The 25,456-nt window shown below is 44.0% G+C and carries 19 protein-coding genes; 17 read left to right on the top strand and 2 right to left on the bottom strand.

Annotated elements, in window-relative coordinates; all coding sequences use genetic code 11:
* Window positions 1-308: 308 nt before the first annotated feature.
* The 8 genes from AC1DP6_RS10475 to AC1DP6_RS10440 all read left to right on the top strand — a co-directional run bounded on the left by AC1DP6_RS10475 (window position 309) and on the right by AC1DP6_RS10440 (window position 10,728).
* Entirely contained in the window at window positions 309-3,839 is a 3,531-nt protein-coding gene (locus tag AC1DP6_RS10475; RefSeq protein WP_477054752.1) for a SusC/RagA family TonB-linked outer membrane protein, read from the top strand.
* Between the two features lie 17 nt (window positions 3,840-3,856).
* The gene (locus AC1DP6_RS10470) at window positions 3,857-5,308 is read left to right on the top strand and encodes a RagB/SusD family nutrient uptake outer membrane protein (protein ID WP_477054751.1); all 1,452 of its coding nucleotides are present in this window, start codon (window positions 3,857-3,859) and stop codon (window positions 5,306-5,308) included.
* Between the two features lie 32 nt (window positions 5,309-5,340).
* On the top strand, window positions 5,341-6,774 hold the full coding sequence (locus tag AC1DP6_RS10465) for a TlpA family protein disulfide reductase (RefSeq protein WP_477054750.1): 1,434 nt from the start codon (window positions 5,341-5,343) through the stop codon (window positions 6,772-6,774).
* A gap of 240 nt (window positions 6,775-7,014) precedes the next feature.
* Window positions 7,015-7,500: a hypothetical protein gene (locus AC1DP6_RS10460; RefSeq protein WP_477054749.1), complete on the top strand. Its 486-nt coding sequence runs from the start codon at window positions 7,015-7,017 to the stop codon at window positions 7,498-7,500.
* 59 nt (window positions 7,501-7,559) lie between these two features.
* Window positions 7,560-7,850, top strand: coding sequence for a hypothetical protein (locus tag AC1DP6_RS10455; RefSeq protein WP_477054748.1), 291 nt, complete (start codon window positions 7,560-7,562; stop codon window positions 7,848-7,850).
* A 19-nt stretch (window positions 7,851-7,869) separates the two neighbouring features.
* Window positions 7,870-8,730, top strand: a complete 861-nt coding sequence (locus AC1DP6_RS10450; protein WP_477054747.1) for a hypothetical protein — start codon at window positions 7,870-7,872, stop codon at window positions 8,728-8,730.
* A gap of 4 nt (window positions 8,731-8,734) precedes the next feature.
* On the top strand, window positions 8,735-9,409 hold the full coding sequence (locus AC1DP6_RS10445) for a response regulator transcription factor (protein WP_477054746.1): 675 nt from the start codon (window positions 8,735-8,737) through the stop codon (window positions 9,407-9,409).
* Window positions 9,410-9,411: 2 nt separating this feature from the next.
* Complete coding sequence (locus AC1DP6_RS10440) at window positions 9,412-10,728, top strand: sensor histidine kinase (RefSeq protein ID WP_477054745.1); 1,317 nt, start codon at window positions 9,412-9,414, stop codon at window positions 10,726-10,728.
* 20 nt (window positions 10,729-10,748) lie between these two features.
* Here AC1DP6_RS10440 and AC1DP6_RS10435 read toward each other — a convergent pair whose 3' ends face one another.
* Window positions 10,749-11,714: a TraB/GumN family protein gene (locus tag AC1DP6_RS10435; RefSeq protein WP_477054744.1), complete on the bottom strand. Its 966-nt coding sequence runs from the start codon at window positions 11,712-11,714 to the stop codon at window positions 10,749-10,751.
* Between the two features lie 635 nt (window positions 11,715-12,349).
* On the opposite strand from AC1DP6_RS10435, the gene AC1DP6_RS10430 reads away from it, so the two are divergent.
* The 4 genes from AC1DP6_RS10430 (at window position 12,350) to AC1DP6_RS10415 (ending at window position 15,137) form a co-directional block, all read left to right on the top strand.
* Window positions 12,350-13,000: a hypothetical protein gene (locus AC1DP6_RS10430; protein WP_477054743.1), complete on the top strand. Its 651-nt coding sequence runs from the start codon at window positions 12,350-12,352 to the stop codon at window positions 12,998-13,000.
* Between the two features lie 64 nt (window positions 13,001-13,064).
* Window positions 13,065-13,676 carry a Crp/Fnr family transcriptional regulator gene (locus tag AC1DP6_RS10425; protein ID WP_477054742.1) on the top strand — a complete coding sequence of 204 codons (612 nt, stop codon included), beginning with the start codon at window positions 13,065-13,067 and terminating at the stop codon, window positions 13,674-13,676.
* Window positions 13,677-13,745: 69 nt separating this feature from the next.
* Window positions 13,746-14,561, top strand: coding sequence for an alpha/beta fold hydrolase (locus tag AC1DP6_RS10420; protein WP_477054741.1), 816 nt, complete (start codon window positions 13,746-13,748; stop codon window positions 14,559-14,561).
* 237 nt (window positions 14,562-14,798) lie between these two features.
* Entirely contained in the window at window positions 14,799-15,137 is a 339-nt protein-coding gene (locus AC1DP6_RS10415) for a hypothetical protein (protein ID WP_477054740.1), read from the top strand.
* Between the two features lie 100 nt (window positions 15,138-15,237).
* Here the strand turns inward: AC1DP6_RS10415 and AC1DP6_RS10410 are convergent, their stop codons facing one another.
* The gene (locus AC1DP6_RS10410; protein WP_477054739.1) at window positions 15,238-15,972 is read right to left on the bottom strand and encodes a GntR family transcriptional regulator; all 735 of its coding nucleotides are present in this window, start codon (window positions 15,970-15,972) and stop codon (window positions 15,238-15,240) included.
* 272 nt (window positions 15,973-16,244) lie between these two features.
* Between AC1DP6_RS10410 and AC1DP6_RS10405 the strand changes: the two genes are divergently transcribed.
* From AC1DP6_RS10405 to AC1DP6_RS10385, 5 genes are all read left to right on the top strand, one after another.
* A complete protein-coding gene (locus AC1DP6_RS10405) occupies window positions 16,245-19,388 on the top strand; it encodes a SusC/RagA family TonB-linked outer membrane protein (protein WP_477054738.1) in 3,144 nt (1,047 codons plus the stop codon).
* A 61-nt stretch (window positions 19,389-19,449) separates the two neighbouring features.
* Complete coding sequence (locus AC1DP6_RS10400) at window positions 19,450-21,351, top strand: RagB/SusD family nutrient uptake outer membrane protein (protein ID WP_477054737.1); 1,902 nt, start codon at window positions 19,450-19,452, stop codon at window positions 21,349-21,351.
* A 48-nt stretch (window positions 21,352-21,399) separates the two neighbouring features.
* Window positions 21,400-22,569, top strand: coding sequence for a DUF5000 domain-containing lipoprotein (locus tag AC1DP6_RS10395; protein WP_477054736.1), 1,170 nt, complete (start codon window positions 21,400-21,402; stop codon window positions 22,567-22,569).
* 28 nt (window positions 22,570-22,597) lie between these two features.
* A complete protein-coding gene (locus AC1DP6_RS10390; RefSeq protein WP_477054735.1) occupies window positions 22,598-23,806 on the top strand; it encodes a DUF4998 domain-containing protein in 1,209 nt (402 codons plus the stop codon).
* Window positions 23,807-23,813: 7 nt separating this feature from the next.
* Window positions 23,814-25,151: a hypothetical protein gene (locus tag AC1DP6_RS10385; protein ID WP_477054734.1), complete on the top strand. Its 1,338-nt coding sequence runs from the start codon at window positions 23,814-23,816 to the stop codon at window positions 25,149-25,151.
* Window positions 25,152-25,456: the final 305 nt, after the last annotated feature.

The raw sequence follows: 25,456 nt of genomic DNA, 5'->3' as shown, positions 1-25,456 counted from the left end.
AAATGACATCTGAAAAACAGCAGAAAAAAAACCGGAAGTGTTACTAGCACTCCCGGTATAAAACGCTGGCTGATTTCAAAAACAACTTGCACTTCAATACAGGATTGCCTTATTATCAACCAACAAACTGATGCAAAAGTATGCAATTAAATGCTTTTTGTAACCGGGGAAGCTTTGTGTTCACAAACTGCCGGTTAATCAACCAAACTTTGCGAGTTATGAAATTGACCGCATTTATTTCCCTTGTCTTTTGCCTGCATATTTCAGCCAGGAGTTTTTCTCAGAAGATAACTTTTACAGGGAATAAAATGAAATTGGAAAGAGTATTGGAAGCGGTAGAGCGGCAAACAGGCTTCGTTGCCTTTTATGATGAAGAGGCATTGAAAACTGCCCATTCCGTAACCATTTCAGCCAACAACCAATCTTTAGAAGTATTCCTGAAAGAAATCTTTAAGGATCAGGCGCTGGGGTTTACCATAAAGAATACCTCCATTATCATCAGTAGAAAAAACATACCTCCTGAACAGGTGAATGTGTTGCCATCTTCGCTTTCCGTACCGCCCATTAAAGGAACCATCCGCGGTCCCGATGGTATTGCACTTTCTGGAGTATCTGTTCGCGTACAGGGGTCTAACAAGGGTGCCATAACGGATGTAAATGGTCAATTCACCATCACCGTGAAGGAAAATGATATACTGATGATCTCTTACGTGGGATTTACCGGTCTGTTTTTTAAGGTAAACGCTTTAGGAGCACTCTCCCTTATCGCAGCTGATAAGCAGGTAAACGCAGCGCTGGTGCTGCTCAATACGGCTGATGGTCCTGTGATCCGGCTGGAACCAGATCCTACACAATTGGAAACAATTACGGTGAATACCGGCTATCAGCAGATTTCAAAAGAAAGAAGTGCAGGCGCTTTTTCAAACCCGGAAATGAGTGTGGTGAGAGATCGCAGCACCAGTATGAATATCCTGCAAAGGATAGAAGGACTTGTGCCTGGTTTCGTGGTCAATAACTCCCCCAGCGCTGCTACTGACGGTACCACATTCCAGATACGTGGACTCAGCACCATCAAAGCAGATAAGAATCCATTGTACGTAGTGGATGGTATGCCGGTGAACAATGTAACTTTCATTAATCCGCAGGATGTAGCGGATATCAGTGTGTTGAAAGATGCTACGGCTGCTTCGATCTGGGGTGCCAGGGCATCTAATGGCGTTGTTGTGATCACCACTAAAAAAGGATATGCACGCAACAAATTAAGTGTGGCATATGATGGCTTTGTGAGCTTTCAGGGAAAACCGGATTTCAGTTATTTCCCTGTATTAAATAGTCAGCAATACATACAGGCTGCTAAGGAAACTTTTGATCCGGTTAATCAGCCATATAGTATTGCCAGTACATACACTCCTGGTGCAGGAAATCATACAGGGCTTTCTCCAGACAGGCAAATACTGTATGATATGTATAGGGGAGTGCTTTCTGCGGCACAGGGTAATGCCAGGCTGGATAGTTTATCCGGTATCAATAACCTCGATCAGATAAAGGATATCTGGTACCGGCCGGCCAGGCTAACGAATCATACCGTATCCGTATCAGGGGGCTCAGAGAAGTACACGTTTTACGGATCTATGGCCTACACTGGTACAACAGACAATACCCCTGGTAATAGCAACAATACCTATAAATTAAATGCCCGTCAGGACTTTAACTTTAATAAAAACCTGAAGGTTTTCCTGCTGACAGATATTACCAACCAGGTAGTTGCTGCCCGGCGTGCTATATCTCCGGACGCCCGCTTTTTGCCTTACCAGTTATTCACCGATGCTTCCGGTAAAAGTATTTCCATGCCATACATGGGGTACCTGAGCAATGAATCCAGGGCGGATATGGAAGTCAGAAGCAGGATTAATCTCGACTTTAATCCGGTCGATAATGTCAGCACCGGTTATACAAAAGGGAATGCATTGCTCGCACGGATCAATACAGGTATTACCATTAATCTGACACATGGTTTTCGGTTTGAGGGCATGTATGGTTATATAAAGGGGAATAACCGGACTGTTGTTTATGATGATAATACCAACTATCAGCAACGGGTGAAGGTGGTTAACTTTACGGTAGCACCAACTGCTGCCGCTATTCCTGTATATAATCTGCCTACAACCGGTGGACAGTATAATGTAGTCGGCACTAATCAGGACAACTGGATAATCAGGAATCAGCTGGTGTTTGACCGTAGCTGGAAAAACAGCCGTCATCAGTTGACAGCGCTGGCGGGGCAGGAAGCACAGGAACAGAAAGTTATTTCTAATAACAACCGGCAATATGGTTACGATGAGCGGCTGCAAACATATGCACTGGTTAATTACCAGGCATTAGCGGCTACCGGGGTTAAAAATCCGGTAATGGCAAATTCCTCCAATGGTTCTTTTTTAGCAGATACGATTTTCTCCCAGTCAGAAACGGTGTCTCGCTTTACTTCCTGGTATCTGAATGCTGCATATACTTTCAACCGCAAATATTCGTTGAATACCGCCTGGCGCAAGGATCAGAGTAACTTGTTTGGGAAAAATAAATCTGCCCAAAGTAAACCAGTATGGAGTGTAGGGCTCAAATGGGATATTTGTAATGAACCATTCTTTGATGCGGTAAAAGGAGTTAACAACCTGGCATTAAGAGCTACTTATGGTATTACAGGCATTTCCCCAACTCCTGGCAGTGCTTCTTCCTATGATATTTTGTCTGCTGCTAATGCTCCCAATGCTCCTGGTGGGAAAAGCCTGTATGTGTCATCCCCGGCCAATCCTAATTTGACATGGGAGAGCACCAAAACCTTTAATATTGGGGTTGACTTTGCATTTTTCGGTCAACGCCTTACAGGATCGGTGGATGTATACCGGAAAAAAACGACTAACCTGCTCGGTAGCATGCCGGTAAATCCACTCACTGGATATACCAGCATATTTGGGAATACCGGAGATCTTACTAATAAAGGAATTGAGCTTACACTTTCTTCTGGTAATATCATGACCAAAAATTTCAGGTGGATCACCATGCTGACTATGTCATACAATAAGAATAAGATAGATAAATTAGTACAGCAATTCCCTTATACGACTGGTGGCCAGGTGATCAACAGCGCAAATTACCTCGAAGGATATCCCGCCTTCGCTCTCTGGGCATATAATTTTGCTGGGTTGGATAATATGGGAGATCCGCTGGTAAAACTGACAGATAAAACAGTCACAAAAAATCCTACCGCGGTGAAAGCAGATGATGTGGTTTATATGGGCGTTTATCAGCAACCCTGGAGTGGTGGCGTGTCCAACCTTTTCAGCTATAAATCTTTTATGCTGAACGTAAATATTATCTATAATGTAGGGCACAAAATGTTCAGGAATGTAAACCGTACCTATACCGGTTATAGCTTCATCAATAACCAGGACTTCTCCTCCGGTAATCTGCATGCAGATTTTGCCAATCGCTGGAAACAACCAGGCGATGAGGCCCATACCAATATTCCATCTTTTATAACCACAGCAGAAAACACTACCAGGCGCAATACTGATTATTACGTACTTGGTGATCTCAACGTGGTAGATGCTTCCTATGCTAAGATTCGCGATATTTCACTGTCATATTCCCTACCACCTGTCGTTGTCAAAAAGATCCACGCAGAACAACTGACGTTTCGTGTACAGGTATCCAACCTGATGTTGTGGAAAGCCAATCACGATAATATTGATCCGGAATTTCAGGATGCAAGATTTGGCGTTCGTAGTGGTATGCCGGTGAATCAAGGTGCCATCACTATTGGCGCTCATTTAACATTCTAAAAAATAAGGAAATGCTGATGCTGAATAAAAAAATCATTTATCCTTTTATAGTTTTACTGGTTATTGCAATAGGGGGCGGGTGTAAAAAAGATTTCCTGGAAATAAATCCAAAGGGAGTGCTGATTGCTGAAAAAACATCCGACTATGATCAGTTGCTGAACTCGAATATCTCAGTCATCTTACAACCTCAATTAGTATCGGGCGATGAATTGGTGGGCATTGCACCTTATGTTGCCGGAGAAATGACACCGGAGTTCCAGAAGTCTTTCAAGTGGGAAGATGACGTTTATCTTCCGGATGCTTCTCAGACCGAATGGACGATGTTAATGCGCCTGATGTATCAATACAATAAGGTGATAAATGAAGTGATGGATTCCAAAGGAGGAAGCGATGCACAAAAGCAGTCTATCCGCGCAGAAGCCCTTGCATGCCGTGCCTGGTGTAACTTTATGATGGTGAATTTTTATGGTAAGCCATATAACGAAGCGACAGCGGCTACGGATCTGGCTATCCCCAAACTGCTGGCCGCTGATGTAACACAAACAAAATTTACACGTGCTACGGTAAAGGAAATCTATGAGCTCATTATCAGTGATCTCTCTAACGCCCTGCCGAATTTACCAACCGGGCTCACCAACCGCATCAGAATGTCCCGGCCGGCCGCAGAAGGATTACTAGGTAAAGTATATGTATTCATGGGGCAATTTGATAAAGCCCTGATTCAGCTTAATGCGGCGATAAATGATTTGCCCGGCGCCAGTATTCCTGTTGGGTTGTATGATTACCAGAAAGAGTTTGCACCCGGCGGCGCTTTTACCCCCGTAAGCCCGGTTACAGGGCCTTCCAGGGGGAATCTTAATATCGACCAGGAAGTACTTTATCTGCGGCAAACATATAACTACTTCGGGTTCGTATTTTCTTCTATTGTGCTGAGTTCCCGGGCTGTTAATTTGTATCTGCCCGGTGATTACAGACGGGGTTTTTTAACCCCCAACCCATTTGGCGATTTTACAAATGTATATCCTGATGGTATGCTCAGAGCCTGGGGTAACGGGGCCTTCACCAATATTGGTATCACTATTCCCGACATCTGTTTGTTGAGAGCAGAATGTAAATCACGCGGGAACGACCTGCCTGGTGCGGTGGCAGATATGGAAGCTTTCCGGGAGAAGAGAATGCCTGAATCAGAAGTGGCGATACCGTTTACTGTAGCCACTGATAAGGTCGCGCTGACAAAATTCATCCTGAACGAAAGGATCCGCGAATTCCCTGTGCAGGGATACCGATGGTTTGACATGCGCCGCCTTTCGGTGGATCCTGTTTATAAATCGACAGTGGGTACTACGCACACAATATATGATATGAACGGAACAGTGACAGACACTTATAGCCTGCGACCAGAGCGATTAACGCTTCGGATTCCGCTATACATATCTAACAGTAACCCGGATATGACACAAAATCCATAACCCTATTTTTTAAATAATAAACCAAGAATAAAATGAGACTATTTTTTATATGCCTCCTTTGTGCTATTACAATAGGATTGCAGGCACAAAAAAACACGGTGATCGTTGCAAAAGTGAACGGTCTGGAAAAAGATACCGCCGCATGGGGCATCCGGGGATTTGATCAAACGGTATATCCAGCTGTTGAAATATCACAAACAGCAAAGCCTGGCAGTGATCATATGGTCAGGTTCGAGTTTCAGCTGAATAATCCTCAGGAACTGTTGTTCTATACCACGCATACAAGAGCGGCGGTTTTTATGGAACCGGGAGACGTACTGGAGTTGAGCTATGATGCCGTAAATCCGGATTCTACATTGACATTCAGCGGAGGAGGTGCAAAAAGTTCTACCATATTAAATCAGTTGAACAATATTTATGCAACTGATTGGAATAAGCTGGATAGCACCACTACGGGCAATACTTTTGCTGCATTCTATAAGAATGTATACGCCAAACAACTGATTGTTTTACAAAAAAACAAGAAGGTGTTGCCCCCTTATTTTTATACTTATGCAGCAGCAAATATTTATGCATATAAACTTTCCGGGTTAATTAGTGTGCCGGGCCTTTTGCAAATGGTCAAACAAAAAAAGAAATCTGATTGGCTGCCGGCTGACTACTGGTCATATATTAATTTAGTTAAACTGGATAACAAGTGGTTGATTAATCCTAATTATATTAAACTGCTTAATTATTCCTATCCCGCTTTATTACTGGATAAAACCCGCATGGATAAAGGGATCTATGATGAGCCACTGGAAAGAAGCGACAAGCTGCTAAGCATATACGAAATCCAAAAGGAGAAGTATAAAAAGTATCCGGAGGTTATGGCCAAAACATTGCCATCTGCCATCGCAAATGTGCTCCAGAATTCCCCTGATGTTACAAAGAGAAAAGAATTGCTGGACGATTACCTGGAAAACTACTGTAAGAATGATAAAGAACGGGATGAGCTGAAAGCACTCTATGGGAGACTGGCAGCTGTTGGTGTAGGCAAAGTACCACCGCCTTTCACCCTAAAGGACGTAGATGGGAAAGATGTGTCATTGACCGATTTTAAAGGCAAGGTGATATATATTGATTTCTGGGCCAGCTGGTGTACACCCTGCCGAGCGGAGATGAAGGAAGCGGCTCCTGCATTACATAAGAAGTTTGAAGACAACAAAGACGTGGTATTTCTTTATATCAGCATAGATGAAAATACCAATGCCTGGAAAAAAGCTATTGATGATGATAAAATAATCGGAATTCACCTGCTTTCTGATAATGGTGCGAAAGGGCGCCTGGCGCAACTGTTTAATATCAAAGGTGTTCCGCATTATATGATCATCGATAAAGAAGGAAAGGTATTTGATAATGATGCGCCCCGGCCAAGTGAAAGTAAAACAGAAGAAAGGATAAAAGACGCGTTAAAGGCTTCTTAGCTTGCTAAATGACGACTACTGTATTATTATAAACCGGGGCACTGCATATCGTGCCCCGGTTTTTTACTTTAAAAAAGTCTCACCTCAATACCAGAATTCAGACTAACCTCGGGTGGAGCATATGGAATAGCTAACCAGTCACCCCTCCTGATTCTTTTTCGCCGTTCTTCATTTTCGCTTCATCTTCCCATATTAGTTTTGTTCTGACATTAAAATATTGAACAACCTAAAACCAGGATCATGAAAGCAAATGGATTAATGGCCATCGCCTTATTATTCTCAGGTGCTGCCTTTGCACAGCAGGCATCAGTGAAAACTACTACAAATGTAAATAGTCAGGCCAGCGCAGGAAATACCAGTCTGGGCGCCGGTAGTACAACTAGCAGCTCTTCTGCAGTTATAGTGAATTCCGGCAACAACACTACTGCGGGCAGCAATGACGCGCAGATCAGTTCCGCTGGTAGCGCTAGTATAACAAGTGTAGAAAGTGCCGGAAATATTACTGCGCATCAGGCTACCGGTGCTGCTATAGCGGTAGAAAATACCGTGGGGAATACCTTGCAGACTGCCGGAACCGCAGGTTTGAAGTTGGAAAACAAGGTGAGTAATACTATTAAACCCGCCACCGGCATTAATAGCACATTGAACCATACCCTGAATATACAATCTGCACCCATCCGTATTAATACCCGTATAGGAGGAGGTGCCGCCCTGGGCATCTTGTAGATTTAACTGAAAAAGCAGATTTTTGCTACTATTTGAAGCAAAAATCTGCTACTTTTATCATGATGATTAAATTCCTTTTATCTGCGCTCGTTGTTGTGCCGGCACTGCTGCTGGCTAAACCACATGCCGGTTATGGGAATATACCTACTGCTGATACACTGCAACCTGTCAGGACTACGTCCGATAAACCAATTGAAAAGCCAGTTGAAAAATTGCAGGAGCATTTACCAGAGATAAAAGAAGTGCCAAAATCGAGGCGTTTAATTAAACCGATGGCTATTCCCTCTCCATTGCCCATTAAGCCAATCCGGATCATTAAGCCGAAAATCATCCCGGGAAAAATATTCTGACCGGGCTAAAGATGACCATATGAAATATATACTGATATTATCGGTTGTATGGCTATGCTATGCCACTGCAGCGCAGGCGCAGACAGACACCACGCATATACCCGCTGATACCACAGCTGTAAGCAAGAAGGTAACGCTGACAATGGGTTTACTATATTCCAATAATGCTAATTATTATGGGCAGACGGCGATCAAACCGATGCCTTACGCTGCGGCCAGCGCCACTTTACAGTTCCGTTCCGGGATCTATTTTTCAGGAGTGGGATACCGTTTACTGAATGATTCAGGAAGCATTGTTTCCGCCACCAGTGCCGGTGTTGGTTGGGGATTTAAGATGGGAAAGAAGTTAACAGGAGATATCAGTTATAGCCATACTTTCTTTCCCGCCAACTCCCCGTTTCTCCAGGCGGCAAATACGGATAATGCCACCGCCGCACTGAAGTACCACTACTGGATGACTTCCGGCCTGAACGTAGATTATGCATTCGGAAAACAGCAGGACCTTTTTGTAACGCTGAGTACAGAGAAACAAATCCAATTGGGTAGCTTTTCCAAAGGGAAAGATCTGATCACCCTGACGCCTTCTGTGGAAGCGGTAGGGGGCTCCCAGCATTTTTATCAGACGTATGTCAAAGAAAGAAAGTTCCTGGGGTTGCCGCTGCCCGTATTGCCCGGCATTCCGGGTACTTCTGAAATGGTGACAGAAGAAGCCTCCCGGTTTGATCTCCTTTCTTACGGTATGCGGGTACCACTGGCCTATAACAGGGCGCATTATATGATAGAAGTGGCTTATCAGCTGTCAGTGTTGAGTGACAAAGCACTCAGCGGCGCGGGCAATACCAACTCTTTTTTCAATTGTAGTTTCTATTACCAGTTTTAGTCAAATGAAAGTACTGATCATAGAAGATGAAAAGGCCATGGCCACAGAAATGCAGGTGTTCCTGGAAAAAGCACACTACCGTTGTGACCTGGCTCATACCGCCAGGTTGGGACTGGAAAAAATGGAAGAGTATCAGTATGATTTCATCCTGCTGGATCTTGGGCTTCCTGATAAAGATGGACTGGTATTGCTGCAGGAGGCGCGGAAAGACTATCCACAGACATCTTATATTATTCTCACTGCACGCGGACAGTTGGAAGACCGCATAAAAGGGCTGCAGGCTGGAGCAGATGATTATCTGCCCAAACCCTTTTCCCTGCTGGAGTTACTGGCCAGAATGCAAGCCATTTCGAGACGTAAGTTCGGGCTAACGGATAATGAAATACTCCTCGAAGATTTTACAGTAGACCTGCAAAAACGAAGCATCTTTTTTGAAAAACAGGAAATCTCTTTATCGAGACGAGAATTTGACCTGCTTAGTTACATGCTGTTACATAAAAACAGACCCCTCACAAGAATGCAGCTGAGCGAGCATATCTGGGGAGATTTGGCAGATGACGACTACGACTCCAATTATATAGATGTGCATATCAAAAATATACGGAAAAAATTATCGGCCTTTGCATCCGTTGAATGGCTCCAGACTATCAGACATGTAGGTTATAAAATAAAGCTCTGAGCGTGAAACTGTTTACCAAACTTACACTTTTTATCACGCTGTCGAAGATGGCCATAGCTATTCTGTTCGTACTGCTGCTGCCAGTCCTGGTAGAAGATATCGCTTTCAGGTACAACGACTATTACCTGAAAGAACAAAAGAAAAAGGTCTTAGAGGTAGTATGGAAAAATGGAATTGAAGCTTATTTGCAGGGGGAAGAAAGCTATGGTAGCTATACCATGCTGAAAGAAGAATATATTTCGATGGAACCTGCCGGTAAAGATTCGCTACCCGATACCATCGCTACCTTACAACGAGTAGTGGAAAGTGATACACTCACTTATCGCGTGTTAAGCCATGTTTTTGACTACCAACATAAAAGGTATATGCTGGAAGTGGGAAAGAAGACAGCTACCATCAGCCAGTATAACCGTCCCCTGCAAAAGGTGGCCCTGTATGTATTGTTCGGGCTGATAGTACTCACCACCCTGGTAGATCTTATATTTACCAGGCTATTACTTCGCCCGCTTGGTGTAATCATCAGGACGAAATTAGTGAACAGAAAATTTCCGTTTAAAGAGCATATTCCTCCCATTCATACCACTACCAAAGATTTCAGGTACCTCGACGATTCATTGATTGAACTGATGGGAAAAATCAACGAAGCCTTTGAAAAAGAACGGGAGTTTACAGCCAATGCTTCCCATGAGCTGATGACACCTATCACCATACTCCAAAATAAAATGGAGAACCTGATGGTGGAAGATTCTCCCGATGAAGAGCTGCAGAAAAAGATCATCGGCATGATGAAAACATTGAACCGGCTGAAGAAAATAGTTCATTCATTGCTACTCATCTCCCGGATTGAGAATGACCAGTTTCCAAAAAATGATCAGCTGACGCCTGCTTCGCTGATAACAGAAGTGATGGAGGAGCTGGAGCACCGGTTAGAAGAAAAGCAATTATCATTCACCAACAATATCTCCCATATAGTTGTACTGCATCACCTGAATCATGACCTGATATTTCAACTACTGTATAACCTGTTGAATAATGCCATAAAGTATAATACATCCGGTGGGAAAATTGTGGTGAACGATCAAATGATTCCTGGTGAATCCTATCAGCTTATCATTAGTGATACCGGTATAGGCATCAGCGAACAGGAAATAGGCACCATCTTCCACCGGTTTAAGAAAGTAGCAAGAACGGAAGGGGAAGGTTATGGACTGGGGCTCTCTATTGCAAGCACTATTGCCCAGTATCATAATATAAAAATTGCAGTGTCTTCTACTGTTAATGTTGGAACCACTTTTACTATCAACTTTCCACTTATCTGATTACCGCTATTTGTATACGTTTATTGCCCGAGTGTAACAGGCGTTATAGTAAACCCTTTTTTACGTAAGACTTCGATGATGCCTTTGTTTTTGTCGACAAAGAAATGCCCGGCGCCTACAGCTATAAAGCAATTGTCCTGCTCTAACAGGGAAACCAATTGTGGGATCCACGCGGCATTTCTGGTTATCACTTGATGGGGATCATTATCGCGGTAAGTTCTTTGTTTCTCATAATCTTTCAGTCCGGATTTATACAGGTTGAGAGTGGCAAGATCCTCTAACTTAGCCCTACTATCTTCCGGACTGAGAACAGGTGTATCCAGCCAATATACTGACCGTATTATTTGATTACTAATGGAACTATTACCTTCTGTAAAGTGGATATCTGATAATATAGCTGCATAATCAAGTGCAACTACCTTTTTTTTGTTTTCAACAGCACGGTTTAGCAATGCCTTGTCCATACCGACCTTTTCTGATGCTATTCCTATTGTATTCATCAGTTGAAATGACAGTTGTGATGACATGCGCATAATCATCAGGTTTTGTTCGTTGGCAGTATTCATTTTATTCATTAAGTCTGAAGGTTTTTCTTTCCAACCCATGTCCAGAAAATGCTTGTCGACAAAGCTTGTCGCCCTCCCAAATATCTGTTCAGCCGTTTTCCTGGATTTATTCGCATTGATGCTATCCATTTGATTTGCAAGTGTGCTATCTGAGATGGATTCACAGATGAATATGTTAGCAAGTTCAATATGCTGATAAAATTCCGGGTGACTATCTACCCAACTTTTGCGAAATGGGTGGCAGCTTCCAAGCAGGTAGGAAACTTTACCGGAATGGGGTGCTTCTATTTTCCAGTATACAGATTGTATATGCCGGTTATTTTGTTTTTGGGCTTTTGTAATGCTACTTGTTAGCAGTATTAAGGAGCAGAATAGCAATGATGTCAATGTGTTATGGAAGTTGAGGAGGGTTAATTTCATACGTTGGAGTTTTTAAATGAGGTTAGAATGGTAACTGAAAATACTACAAATTTTTTTGGTAGATGATTATATTCGAAACAGCATATTGTGTTCAATCTTTTCAAGCACTGCAAAGTGGCTGCACTCTTTTATCATCCTCGAATATTTCATCATCTTCAAATCATATTTTCTGCCTGGGGAGGTTGTAAAAGAATGATGCTTTTTTGATGTAGCAACTACTTTAACTTATACGCATATGTCCAGAATAATGCTATTAATGTCCTATCTGGGTTCTTTTGCCATAACCCGGATAACGGCCTATCCGCATTTTGTAATTCCGTAATCAGACAAAAATGGTAAATTGTATTACGAAAGGATAATATTATTAATGTAACCGCTACTTCCTGCAATTGATAAAAAGATTGCAAGGAAACCTACCTGATATGAGTAACTGGAAAAATAGAGAATTTGTAAACCCAACTGGCGTAAGCGCGAATGGCAGCATCCTGCTAGCGATAGTAAGAATTCTATTGGGCGTATGTTTGTTATATACAGATCCGTTGTCATCCCGGTTCGGATTTCTCCTTATATTTTTTTTCCTTATTTCCGTTGCAAGGCATCTTCTTTTTTATTTCAGTAAGCCAATACCGGATAATATGTACAATTTCTGGCTGGACCTGTTCACGCCGTGCCTGTACGGATTCATATTGTTTCATGTTTTATCCATCTATGATTCTTCTCTTTTGTCGCTTGCCGTCAGCATTTTTTTGCCCGCCATCGTGTATACTTTTTTATTTGCCGGAGATGGTATTACAGTGATGAGTAAAGGGATTTTTTGGAGTGGGTTGACTTGTTATGTATTGTTTTTTCTGGTCACATTAAATTATGTATTTGACCTTTCGAAGCCTGTGGTGGAGAAGTATTTTTTGGCAAAGAAGTATGCTGTAACCACCCTGGCCGAAGATGGAGGCCCCGGGGGAGATGCTTACTATTTTGATCTTATTCATGTAGATAGTGTGTCTGCACCTGCACAGTGGATAGAAGTCAATCAGAAGATGTATAATAGTTATCAGCATAGCTGGAAATACAAAAGAATTACCCTGGACAGTACTGTATTTATAATATTGGATAAGAAAGGAAAATCAGCAGGTCGCCCTCCATATTATTTTCTATTGCTGAAAACCAATGGTCCCTTTTATGCTAAAATTATGACGGAACCGGACTATGCCCGGTTTGAAAACGGAGATACTTTCCACGTGGAGAAACATAGGGGAATGCTAGGGGTAGAGTGGTTGACTTACCGCTGATAAAAAGTGGATTTTTTACATGGTAAGTTGGTGCAGGCTTCGAAACGCTGATCCGGCTGCAGCCATGACCGACAGAACTTTGTCTATATTTGGACCTTGCTTTGATCTTATGGAGCGCTACCAATACTTCAAACAATTTCACGATATCAGCATGGCAGACTATCGTTTGCTGACGGAAAACCTTAAACCCCGTTCGTTTAAGAAAGGAGAGTTCATTATCGTACCCGGCCAGATCCAAAGAGAGCTTTACTTTGTAAAAAGCGGTGTTCAGATGGCTTACTTAGATACGACCGACAAAGCCTACGTCATTGCCTTTAACTACTTTCCCAACTTATGCGCCATCGCTGAATCCTTTTCATTCCAGGTACCTTCTAAATACCATTTAACCTGTTTAACTGACAGTGAGTTGGAGTCCCTCAGCTATGAGGATCTGCAAAAACTAGTGGATCAATCCCAGCAAATAGAACGACTCTTCAGGCGGATGAGCGAATCCATGTTAGCTGGCATGATCGACCTTCACATTGATCTGCGCGCCATGACCATAGAAGAACGATATAAGGCATTTTGCCGGAAAAGCCCGCAGTTGCTGCACCTGGTGCCCCACAAATACATTGCTTCTTATTTAGGTATAGACCCAACGAACTTTAGCAAGTTATTTAACCATGTGAAATTCTGATGTTGGTGTACACCAAGAATTGTTTGCCTACAGCTTGCGAACTTCGCATCAACGCAAACAATAAAACCCATGATCACTACAGCAATCAACGGAAACTATGCGAATGTCAACGGACTGAAGATGTACTATGAAGTGCATGGAATCGGAAAGCCGCTGCTACTCCTGCCTGGAGCGGTGTCTGGAGTCAGTACTGCATTCGGGGACTTAATTCCTTTGCTGGCAGCAGACCATCAGGTCATAGCCGTTGAATTTCAGGGCTACGGACATACCGCTGATATTCCGGAACGTCCGCTTTCTTATGAACAATTTGCAGATGACATTATTGAGTTACTGAAAGTTTTAAATATAGAACAAACGGATATTTTTGGATACAGCACCGGAGCAGGTGTAGCACTGCTGGTAGCCATGCGCCAACCTACCCTTGTTGGCAAGTTAATACTGGCTTCGGTTATCTATAACAGCAGCGGGCGCCATCCTGTTCTCGCAGAACTGGAAAAGCTGCTTACTGCGGAAGCCATGGAAGGTACTGTCTATGAAGCTGAATATTTCAGCACCGCCCCAAGGCCGCAGGACTGGCCTAAACACCTGGCTAAAGTGACAACGTTCAATCAAAAAGTTCAGGACTGGTCAGCAGATGATATTCGAAACATTCAGGCGCCTGCGTTGATTATCGCCGGTGATGCAGATATTGTTCAACCGGAACATGTTGTGGAATTGTATAAGTTACTGGGTGGCGGTGGTGTCGGTGAGTTATCTATGCCGGAATCACAACTGGCGATATTGCCAGGAACCATGCATACCGCATTGACGAGAAGAACAGATTTATTAATGACCATGATTCCCGCTTTTCTTAATGATTATGCCAACAAAGAGCAGGCCTTGTAAGCCAAGAACAAACCTTCCGCTTATTCATTCAACCTGGCCATAACTTATTGTTTAGATATGTTTGTGGCCAATTGAATTTATCATCACCGAAACTGATCTGCTTAGTAAAGAAATACTCGATACAAATACAGAAATTCGATAGACAGGGATTTAAAAATGCGTTACCTTTTAACCACCTGATACCATACGCACTTTAAGAACCCTAAAAAAGTTGTAAGAAATAAAATACGACAGCACATGAGTTTTGGAAGAGATAAAAAGAAGATTATTAACTATCCACCGGAAGAATTAAGAACCTTTAACGTAGTGATGTATGAATGGATTGACAACCTGAATTTTACAATCAGGCCTGAAGAGTGTTTGACGAACGCAGAGGACTATACGAAAATTGCAAATGAAATGTTCCTGGAGGCAGGTTGGGACGGAGACGGGGAAATAGAGCTGATGTGGATACCTCCTTTTATGTTCGAAGGAGAGAAGACGGAAGAATTCACCGTTGGCGTAACCATTTGGCATGTTAAGCAACTTGAGGATGGAATATCCTGGTTACTAACCCCTGTGAAATTACCTTGTTAATTGCCTCGCTGAGTTCAATTTTTATGTTAGTATGTATATACATAATAAATGTATATAAAAAGACAGGTTTTGTTCCTTAAATAGTGAAATGGAAAAATAATCAAGGGGTGCGCCTGCTCTCAACAGTGTAGACGAAGCTCTCTGCTTTGTAATAGCCCAGATTGTACTCAATGGACCGCTCTGCCTGATCAAATACATACCTTTTCCTGAACAGGATCGGGCTGTCCGCATTAATCTCCAGTTTAGCAGCAATGAATTTATCGGCAGTCCTGGCGCTGATCTCCTCCTTTGACAAAGTGGCCACCACATAATGGTCCTGCTGCAGCATTTCATACAGGGGTTGCTTAAAATCTTCGTCGCCGGTGAGGCCGACCCTGGGGTGAAAATAGGAAACGAAGTAAACAAATGGCTCATGGGGATTGCCCCGCAAACGCTCCAGCTTCATCACCTTTTTATCTGTTTTGATATCGAAGAAATTCGCGACCTGCTCATCGGGATACACCCAGCTGATATGCAATTCGTAATTCTTTATAGTGACTCCCCTGGCTTGCATTTCCTGCGTAAAGCTCATCCAGTTCATGGATTTGGAGCTCATTTTCTGATGGGCAACTTTGGTACCCACTCTTTTTTTCCGCACCAGTAATTCTTCATACACCAGCTTATTGATGGCCTGGCGTAACGTAGGACGCGAAATAGCCAGCTTCCTGGCCAGTTCCATTTCATTGGGTAACAGCTTGCCAGCCTGGTATTCCGGCTGTTTTATCAGTTCCCGTAAAAGATTTTCCACCTGTATGTGTAGTGGCGTCCCGCTTTGATGATCGATTGCTAAATTCATATATGTAGTAACATAGAAGCCCTGCAAGTTAGTAAATAGCAGCATTTTTTGAAGACTTTTGATGTCCACAAGGCAACTTCACTTGATAAGAGCAATGGGTATTTAAAGGAAATACAAATAAATATTTTAATAAAATAATATATAAATCATTTGTTGTTAATTAAGACAGATGACCCGGAAATTTTTATTTCAAAAAAGTTTGACGCTATCATTTTAATATGTACTTATGTATATACAAACCGAAATCTAATTACTCATTTGTCTGCACTGTTATGAAAACACGCGTCCCAACTATCCTGCGACAGAAATATCTGTGCTTTCTATTGTTCCTGTTTACAGGAAATGCCTCATTTGGTCAGACACTATTCACCGTAACAGGTAAAGTGCTGGACACAAAAGGACAAGCCATACCAGGAGTAACCGTAAAGGTGAAACATCGGCTTGCCGGCACCGTCACCACCTCCTCCGGAGAGTATTCCATCAAACTAACAACCGCTTCGGATACATTGACATTCTCCTCTCTGGGATACCAGCCGCAGGAGATCCCGGTGAACGGACGGCGCACCATCCTCGTAACATTACTGGATAACCGGAACGACCTGAACGACGTAGTAGTGGTCGCCTACGGCCAGCAAAAGAAACAAAGCATGGTCAGTTCTATCACTGCCATAAATCCCAAAGAGATTAAAGGGCCTACCAGCAATCTGACCACTATGCTCGCAGGACGTATATCCGGATTGGTATCGTACCAACGGAGTGGTGAACCGGGAGCAGATAATGCTTCCTTCTTTATCCGTGGTATCACCTCTTTTGGCTCAGGTAAACTGGACCCCTTAATACTAATCGATGGAATGGAATCCACCTCCACTGAACTGGCGCGTTTGCAGCCGGATGATATCGCCGGCTTCTCCGTCCTGAAAGATGCCGCGGCTGCATCTCTGTACGGTGCACGGGGAGCCAATGGCGTCATACTGGTTGTTACCAAAACAGGTAAATCCGGCGTAACGAAAATGAATATTCGCCTTGAAAACTCTTTCTCCTCCAACACCCGGAACATTGAGCTGGCGGATAATATCTCTTACATGGAACTGGCCAACGAAGCAGCCATCACGCGAAACAGACTGGCGCCACTGCCCTACAGCCAGAACAAGATTGATCATACCAAAGCAGGTGACAATCCTTACCTGTATCCCAGTAACGACTGGCTTGGAACGCTGATCAAAAAATTTACGAATAACCAGCGCCTAAACCTCAACCTCTCCGGTGGCGGACAGAAAGCACAGTACTATGTAGGTGCTACCATGAACCAGGATAATGGTATCCTGAGAACACAAAGTGATAATAACTTCAATAACAATATCAAGTTAAGGAGTTATGAGATTCGCTCTAACGTGAATCTAAAGTTAACATCCAGCACAGAAGCCATCATCAGAACTACCGGAAATTTTGATGACTACAATGGCCCTGTTGGCGGCGGCGCTGCTATCTTCAAAAGTGCATTGAATGCCAACCCGGTGTTGTTTCCGGCTACCTTTCCGGCAAGTGATCTACCCAGTGTAAAACATCCTTTGTTCGGAAATACTTCCCGCGGTTCCAATGGTGAGGTGTACAGTAATCCTTACGCATCTATGGTGTCAGGGTTTCAACAATACAACACCTCTACATTGAATGTACAACTGGAAGTAAAACAAGACCTGAGCGCTATTACCCAAGGCCTTTCCGCCAGGGTCATGGCGTATACCAAACGCTATTCCTACTTTAATCTGATCCGGCAGTATAATCCGTTCTTCTACGCTGCCAGTCCTACGGTAAAGGATCCGGATAAATATTCGCTGTCGCTGTTAAATGAAAAAACTGCTACGGAATATCTCAATTATACACCCGGCGATAAGATCGTGAATACTACCACCTACATGGAAGCGGYGGTGAACTACAACCGTACGTTTAACCGTGTACATAACATCGGTGGCTTATTGATTGGTATCCGCCGGAATTATCTGAACGGAAATGCAGGTGATCTGCAACTGTCGCTTCCCTTCCGCAACCAGGGTGTTTCCGGAAGATTCACCTATGGCTATGATAACCGCTACCTGTTGGAAGGAAACTTCGGATACAACGGATCGGAACGTTTTGCAAGTAATAACCGTTACGGCTTTTTCCCCTCTATCGGTGTAGCCTGGAATGCAGGTAATGAAAAGTTCCTGGCAGGATTAACCGATGTAATATCGCAGCTGAAATTCCGTGCTACCTATGGCCTCGTAGGTAATGACCAGATCGGGAATGCCAACGACCGTTTCTTCTACCTGTCTAACGTGGACCTGAATGACGGCAACTTCAGCTCCTTCTTTGGCGAAAACTATGGATATGTAAAATCGGGCGTTTCTATTTCCAGGTATCCGAATAATAACATCACCTGGGAGAAATCCCAAAAGACTAACATCGGTCTGGACCTCGGGTTGTGGAATGCGCTGACGGTGACCGTAGATGCCTATAAAGAACGCCGCAGCAATATCCTGATGTCGCGGGCTTATATTCCATCTACCATGGGGCTTACCGCGCCCATCAGCGCCAATGTAGGCGTAGCAGAAGGCCGCGGTATAGATTTATCCATGGACTACAACAAGAACTTCGGAAAAACCTGGTTACAGGTACGCGGAACATTCACCTACGCCGCCAGCAAACTGTTGGTGAACGAAGAACCACAATACGCCGATAACATGCAATATCTTTCCCGCGTAGGTCATTCGCTGGGCCAGGTATATGGACTTGTTGCAGAAAGATTGTTTGTCGATGAAGAAGATGTAAAGAACTCACCCCGTCAAAATTTCGGAGAAGTAAAGGGCGGAGACATCAAATACCGAGACCTGAATGGCGATGGACAAATCTCCAAACTGGACATGGTGAATGCACTGGGATACCCTACTACGCCGGAGATCATCTATGGATTCGGATTCTCTTTTGGGTATAAAAATTTTGATATCAGTACCTTTTTTCAAGGCTCCGCCAGATCTTCCTTTTTTATAGATCCTGCTGCTATCTCTCCTTTTGTTGTGGACGGTGGTAATCAACATGGACTGCTCAATGTTATTGCCCAGAATCACTGGTCAGAAGACAACCGTAACCTGTATGCCTTCTGGCCGAGACTGGGGCTTACGCAAAATGAAAACAACAACCAACCCTCCAATTGGTGGCTGCGGAATGGCGCTTTTCTCCGGATGAAGAGTGCAGAAATCGGCTTTAATATCGGCGAGAAAGGAATGAAAAGATATCACATATCCGGGCTGAGAATCTATGCCAACGGTACCAACCTGTTCCTGATCAGCGCATTTAAATTGTGGGATCCGGAGCAAGGTGGCAACGCATTGGGCTATCCCGTTCAACGTGTGTTTAATATAGGCATCAACATTCAGTTATAGTATCCGGATAAAATCTACAACTATGCAATTATTATATACTTGTTTAACATCAGTGAAATGTATGCGGAGCCAACGTATCGTTGTGGGAGCGCTGAGCGCTTTGGTGATGCTTTTTACTTCGTGTAAAAAAGGATTTCTTGATATCGTACCCGATAACGTACCAACGATTGAGCATGCTTTTGCCAACCGTGTGGAAGCGGAGAAATATTTATTTACCTGTTATGCTTATCTGCCAAGAGAAGGCGACCCGGATAGGAATCCCGCGTTCAGCGGTTGTGACGAGGCATGGACCTACTGGCCCATGAGCGAGGATTATTTTTACCTCGATCCTTATAACATTGCCCGAGGTAATCAGAACAGCGCCAATCCATACCTGAACTATTGGGATAATTTTGATGGAAAGTCGCTGTGGCAGGGTATCAGAACCTGTAATATTTTCCTGGAAAATGTCAGTAAAGTAATAGACCTGCAACCTTATGAAAGAGACCGATGGACTGCCGAAGCGAAATTCCTGAAGGCATATTTCCATTGGTATTTATTCAGGATGTACGGCCCTATTCCGGTGGTGGATAAAAACCTGCCCATTACGGCATCTCCGGAAGAAGTGCGGGTGTTTCGTCAACCGGTTGATTCTGTGGTGAATTATATCGCCGGCCTGTTGGATGAAGCAGCTGCGGGTGAAAATACCGGGCTGCCATTGTCTATTACCAGCGCCACTACAGAACTCGGACGTATCACGAAAGTTGCTGCGCTGGCCATCAAAGCCAGGGTACTGGTAACAGCTGCCAGCCCGCTGTTCAATGGTAATAATGATTTTTCGGGCATGAAAAATAAAAATGGGCAGGTGCTTTTTAACCCGCAATATGATGCCTCCAAATGGACGAGGGCACGGGAGGCCTGTAAAAAAGCCATCGATCTTGCACAGGCAGCAGGCGTGAAATTATATCACTTCAATCCTTCCATCTTCGAGGTAGATCATGCTACACAAATAGAAATGAATATTCGCAATGCTGTGTGTGAGAAATGGAACAGCGAACTGATATGGGGACTGACAACAGACGGTAACCCTACCTACTGGCTGCAAACATATGCCTGTCCGCAATTAGATCCCAATGCAATTAACCTTACCCTGAAAGGAAAACTGGCGCCACCTTTGAAAATAGCCGAAATGTTTTATACACAGCATGGTGTACCGATCGAGGAAGATAAAACGTGGGACTATGCGAACCGCTTTAAGCTGCGTACTGTGGCCGCAAAGGATACCGGGATGCAGGAAGGATACAGAACAGTGGGACTACATTTTGAAAGAGAACCACGGTTCTACGCCGATATGGCATTTGATGGTTCCAAATGGTTCATGAAAAACAACAACTACAATATTCAAAGTAAGCTGGAACAATATTCCGGGAAAAAACAAAGCCGGTTGTATTCTATCACCGGCTACTATACCAAAAAAATCGTGAGCTGGAACCTGGTCTTTACTAATACTTCATTAGAAACGGAAGCATACCCCTGGCCTGTTATGCGCTTGTCAGACCTTTATCTCCTGTATGCCGAAGCACTGAATGAAACCGGAGGTTCTGCTGAAGCACTGACTTATCTGAACCAGATCCGTGAAAGAGCAGGGCTACAGTCGATAGAAACGTCATGGACTACTTATTCCAACAATCCATCGAAGTATGCGTCCGTACCCGGACTCCGCGACATTATCCGGCAGGAGCGCAGTATAGAAATGGCATTTGAAGGCAGTCGTTTCTGGGATCTGCGCAGGTGGAAAACAGCACCGCAAGTACTGAACAGTCCTATCTATGGATGGAATATCCTGCAATCAACTTATGAAGATTATAATCGCAAGGTGTTCTTGTTCAATATGCAGTTTGTGGCGCCCCGCGATTATTTCTGGCCGATCAAGGAAGACAATCTGCAAATAAACCCCAACCTCGTGCAAAACCCCGGTTGGTAATAGCGCTTCATTCTGTTAAAATATTTGTACCTGCGTAAATGCACTGATATGAACAAACGAACTTATTTCAATAGCATATTAATATCCCTGCTGGCCATCTGCTCCTGTAAAAAAGAGGAGCCCAGGTCTGTTCAACAAGACAGCACACCTCCGGGAATCGTTGGTAATGTAACCGTAACGAATCTCAACGGCGCAGCGAAGATCAGCTATACCTTACCGGGCGACGCGGATCTGTTGTGTGTAAAAGCCCAGTACCAGACCACAAAGGGGACAAAACACGAAACTAAAGTAAGCCGCTACAACAACAGCTTATTGGTGGAAGGGTTTGGAGATACCAGTACCTACAAAGTATTGTTGTATGTGGTGGATAAAAGTGAAAACGTTTCCTCCGCCGTTGAAGTGACTGTACACCCGCTGGAACCACCCATCTGGATAGTGAGGAGATCATTGACAATAGTGCCTGATTTTGGCGGTGTAAATGTAAAATATACCAATGGAGGGGAAGATGACCTGGCACTGGTGGTGCTGGCGAATGACTCTCTTGGCCAGTTCTCTCCGGTGACTACTCAGTATACTAACCTCAAAGAAGGAAATTTCTCTACCCGGAATATGAAGGATGTACAAACGCAATTCGGCGTATACATCCGGGACCGGTGGGGTAATTTATCCGATACCCTGCAGGTGAAACTGACACCGTTATTTGAAGAACTACTGGACCGGACAAAAATGAAAGACGTGACATTGCCTGGTGATGCGCCTTTAGGTTATGGCGGCAATGTAGCAGGTCTTTTTGATGGCAACACTACCAGTGGTTATTATCATTCCGGAGACGCAGCCAGGATGCCGCAGTGGTTTACCTATGATATGGGCGTAACCGCTAAACTGAGCCGGCTGGTATGGTTCATGCGCCCCGGATTTTATTACACGCTGCATAACCCGCGGGTGGTGGAAATATGGGGATCCAATAAACCTAACCCTAACGGAAGTTTTGATGCCAGCTGGACACTACTGGCCACCACCACCCAGGTGAAGCCATCCGGCTTACCGGAAGGGCAGCTTTCACAGGCGGATATAGATGCCGCGTTAGCCGGGTGGACCGTCACATTCCCGCTGAATTCGCCCAAAGTGCGTTATATCCGGTTTAAAACGCTGAAGAACTGGTCTAACGGTACATACGTGAATTTTTATGAGGTCATGATGTGGGGAGATACAAAATAAATTATCTGTCAACCAAGAAATAAACAACATGAAGGATATTAAACTTTTCACTTTTTTATGGATACTCGCCATCACTGGCTTTATAGTATCCTGCACCAAAACCAGGAGCGATGCCTACAGAGACTATATGAAAGGCGGTGAGATCACTTATCCGGGTAGGGCAGATTCCGTGTTGGTACGCTCGGGCCTCAACCGGATCCAGTTGTCTGTTATACTGGGTAATGATCCGTTAGTGACACAACTAAAAGTTTTCTGGAACAATAACAGCGACTCCCTGGAACGTGCTGTAAAACGAACAACCGGGATCGACACAATTGATGTAGTGGTGCCTGGTCTGAAGGAGGGCGATTATAATTTTATCATTTACACTTATGACAAGGAAAACCACCGGTCGGTGATGGTGAATGCTTTCGGGGTAGCCATAGGCCAGAACTATGTTGGCACGCTCACGAACCGGACCTTGCAGTCCCTGACCCAATCTGCTGATGGTAACCAGGTGATACTAAACTGGGGCGCACCGGCTGCGGGAGAACAAGGTATTGAGGTGAGCTATACCGGTGCCGATGGAACAGCCCGTAAAATAACAGTGCCTTCCACAGAAATACGTACCGTACTCCCGGATTATAAAGAAAGCACTCCACTGACCTACAATTCAAGATACAAGCCTGACTCCACCGCATTTGAATATTTTTATCCCAAAGCAGGTACCATCACTTTGCCGGCATTTGAAAGGGAGCTGCCCAAAGCAGGTTTTAAAGTACTTGAATTGCCCACTGATGTAAAGGACGGCGGCTATGGTTGGTTAATCAATTACCTGTGGGATGAAAATTACAACCCACCTGGTTTTGCCTCACAGTCAATCATCCCCTGTTGGTTCACCATTGATTGCGGTAAAACGACAGCACTCAGTCGCTTTAAAGTATGGCAGGCCAATGATCGTCTATATGAAAAGGAAAGCGTGAAGACCTTTGAATTATACGGTAGCAATCAGCCTGCAGCAGATGGTAGCTGGGGTAGCTGGACAAAAATCGATGCTTATGAGTCCATCAAACCATCCGGGTTACCTGTAGGGCAAAATTCGGATGATGACGTAACTTATGCTAAAGCGGGAGAAGTGTTCCCTGTACCTTCCGGTACAGCCTCATTCCGGTATTACCGGTTTAAATTACTAACAAACTGGGGCAAGAATGTGTTTATGACTATGGAAGAATTTACTTTTTATACACACGACAAGTAAACCACAAATGAAACGACTATTTATACTACCATGCCTCATATTGGCCATGGCAGCACACGCGCAGAAAGGAGAATTGAAGTTGCTATCCTATCCCGGCCGGGTGGAAACAGCACAGATCAGTAATGCTACATTAGCTAAACAGATATTGGCCGACCACCGTTTGGATACCGTACAGGCGTGGGCGTTAAAAGTACTGACCGGCTTCAATGCAGGTACCGGTTATGGCGAGATATGGATCAGAGACTTCAACACCTTTATCAAAGGATCTCTGAAAGTGCGCAGCAGTCAGGATGTAAAAGAGGCACTGCTTCTCTTCTTCAAGTTACAGGGTGCAGATGGTAATATTCCTGATGGCGCTATCAATGAGAAACAAGCCAACATCGGTTATAAGTATGCTTATTCTGAACTGGCTCCTGGCTGGGCCAGCCACAAGAACACCGTAGAAACGGATCAGGAATCATCCCTGATACAAGCAGTTAAACAGTATATCGATGTGACGGGAGATAAAAGTATTCTCCAGGAAAAGATAGGCAATCAAACGGTGCTGCAAAGAATGGAGGCTGCGTTGCATTTTGTAATGACAGAACGTTGGTCCAAGGAATATGGTCTTGTTAAAGGTGCTACCACCATAGATTGGGGCGATGTACAACCGGAGAGTGGATGGGGCGTTGCATTGAATGATAAAACCAAATGGAGTATCGATATCTACGACAATGCCATGTTCCTATCGGCTGTCAACGATTTCCTGGCGATAAAACCTGCGTCTTATAGTGCAAAGGACAATTGGAAGAATGTGGCTGCTTCTCTCAGAAAAAATATCCGCAAACATTTATGGGATGCCGGAGCCGGAAAATATATCCCGCATATTTATTTGAATGGCAGCCCGTTTGCACCCGACTTCAACGAGCGCCGTATACTTTATACCGGTGGCACCGCCTGCGCTATCCTGGCCGGATTACATGATAAGAAAGAGATCCGGGAGATCAACCAGCAGTTCCTGGCCGCAGCGGAAAAAGAGCCGTTCGCTACTATAGGTATGACAGTATATCCGCCGTACCCGGTAGAAGTATTCCCTAACATGGCCGCCTATGTTTATCAGAATGCGGGCGACTGGACCTGGTTCGGTGGACGTATGATCTCCGCATTGACCATCAATGGTATGCCGCTGGAGGCCTATGCGGAAATGAGCCCGATGCTGGACCGTGTGATCAGTAACAAAGGATTTAATGAATGGTACGATGTGCGTACCGGAAAAGCATCCGGCTCCGGCGATTTCAGAGGAGAAGCCGGCGTGTTGTATGATGCGATTAATCGTCTCAAAGCCTGGGCAGGAAAAATGAAGTAGCGGATTTTAGTGAGGACTGCCGGCTATATTATTATATTATTATGTACTGCAGAATTATACCTGGAAACAGGTAGGAAAATCCCATAGAAAGTTATATTCTATGGGATTTTTTTTGTCTTATTTCAGCCCTTGTGCAGGAAGATCTGGAAGCATTTGGAATTGGTGATTTCATTATTATCTGGAATGCAGGAATAAAGGAATGAAAATTGAAATGTATTTATTTTAATTACTATGTATAGGCGTTCCGGTTATACCCACATAAGTATATTTTTACCGGATATTAATGGATTTTTGTATTGAAGAAT

Source organism: Chitinophaga sp. 01L420 (assembly GCF_056399985.1).
This window is presented reverse-complemented; position numbering and strand designations above follow the sequence as displayed.

Coding starts and splice junctions, on each gene's coding strand:
- AC1DP6_RS10420 (WP_477054741.1), top strand. CDS start 13,746: ATGATCACTACAGCAATCAACGGAAACTATGCGAATGTCAACGGACTG.
- AC1DP6_RS10470 (WP_477054751.1), top strand. CDS start 3,857: ATGCTGAATAAAAAAATCATTTATCCTTTTATAGTTTTACTGGTTATT.
- AC1DP6_RS10390 (WP_477054735.1), top strand. CDS start 22,598: ATGAAGGATATTAAACTTTTCACTTTTTTATGGATACTCGCCATCACT.
- AC1DP6_RS10430 (WP_477054743.1), top strand. CDS start 12,350: ATGTACAATTTCTGGCTGGACCTGTTCACGCCGTGCCTGTACGGATTC.
- AC1DP6_RS10425 (WP_477054742.1), top strand. CDS start 13,065: ATGACCGACAGAACTTTGTCTATATTTGGACCTTGCTTTGATCTTATG.
- AC1DP6_RS10415 (WP_477054740.1), top strand. CDS start 14,799: ATGAGTTTTGGAAGAGATAAAAAGAAGATTATTAACTATCCACCGGAA.
- AC1DP6_RS10445 (WP_477054746.1), top strand. CDS start 8,735: ATGAAAGTACTGATCATAGAAGATGAAAAGGCCATGGCCACAGAAATG.
- AC1DP6_RS10385 (WP_477054734.1), top strand. CDS start 23,814: ATGAAACGACTATTTATACTACCATGCCTCATATTGGCCATGGCAGCA.
- AC1DP6_RS10460 (WP_477054749.1), top strand. CDS start 7,015: ATGAAAGCAAATGGATTAATGGCCATCGCCTTATTATTCTCAGGTGCT.
- AC1DP6_RS10400 (WP_477054737.1), top strand. CDS start 19,450: ATGCGGAGCCAACGTATCGTTGTGGGAGCGCTGAGCGCTTTGGTGATG.
- AC1DP6_RS10465 (WP_477054750.1), top strand. CDS start 5,341: ATGAGACTATTTTTTATATGCCTCCTTTGTGCTATTACAATAGGATTG.
- AC1DP6_RS10395 (WP_477054736.1), top strand. CDS start 21,400: ATGAACAAACGAACTTATTTCAATAGCATATTAATATCCCTGCTGGCC.
- AC1DP6_RS10410 (WP_477054739.1), bottom strand. CDS start 15,972: ATGAATTTAGCAATCGATCATCAAAGCGGGACGCCACTACACATACAG.
- AC1DP6_RS10435 (WP_477054744.1), bottom strand. CDS start 11,714: ATGAAATTAACCCTCCTCAACTTCCATAACACATTGACATCATTGCTA.
- AC1DP6_RS10475 (WP_477054752.1), top strand. CDS start 309: ATGAAATTGGAAAGAGTATTGGAAGCGGTAGAGCGGCAAACAGGCTTC.
- AC1DP6_RS10455 (WP_477054748.1), top strand. CDS start 7,560: ATGATGATTAAATTCCTTTTATCTGCGCTCGTTGTTGTGCCGGCACTG.
- AC1DP6_RS10450 (WP_477054747.1), top strand. CDS start 7,870: ATGAAATATATACTGATATTATCGGTTGTATGGCTATGCTATGCCACT.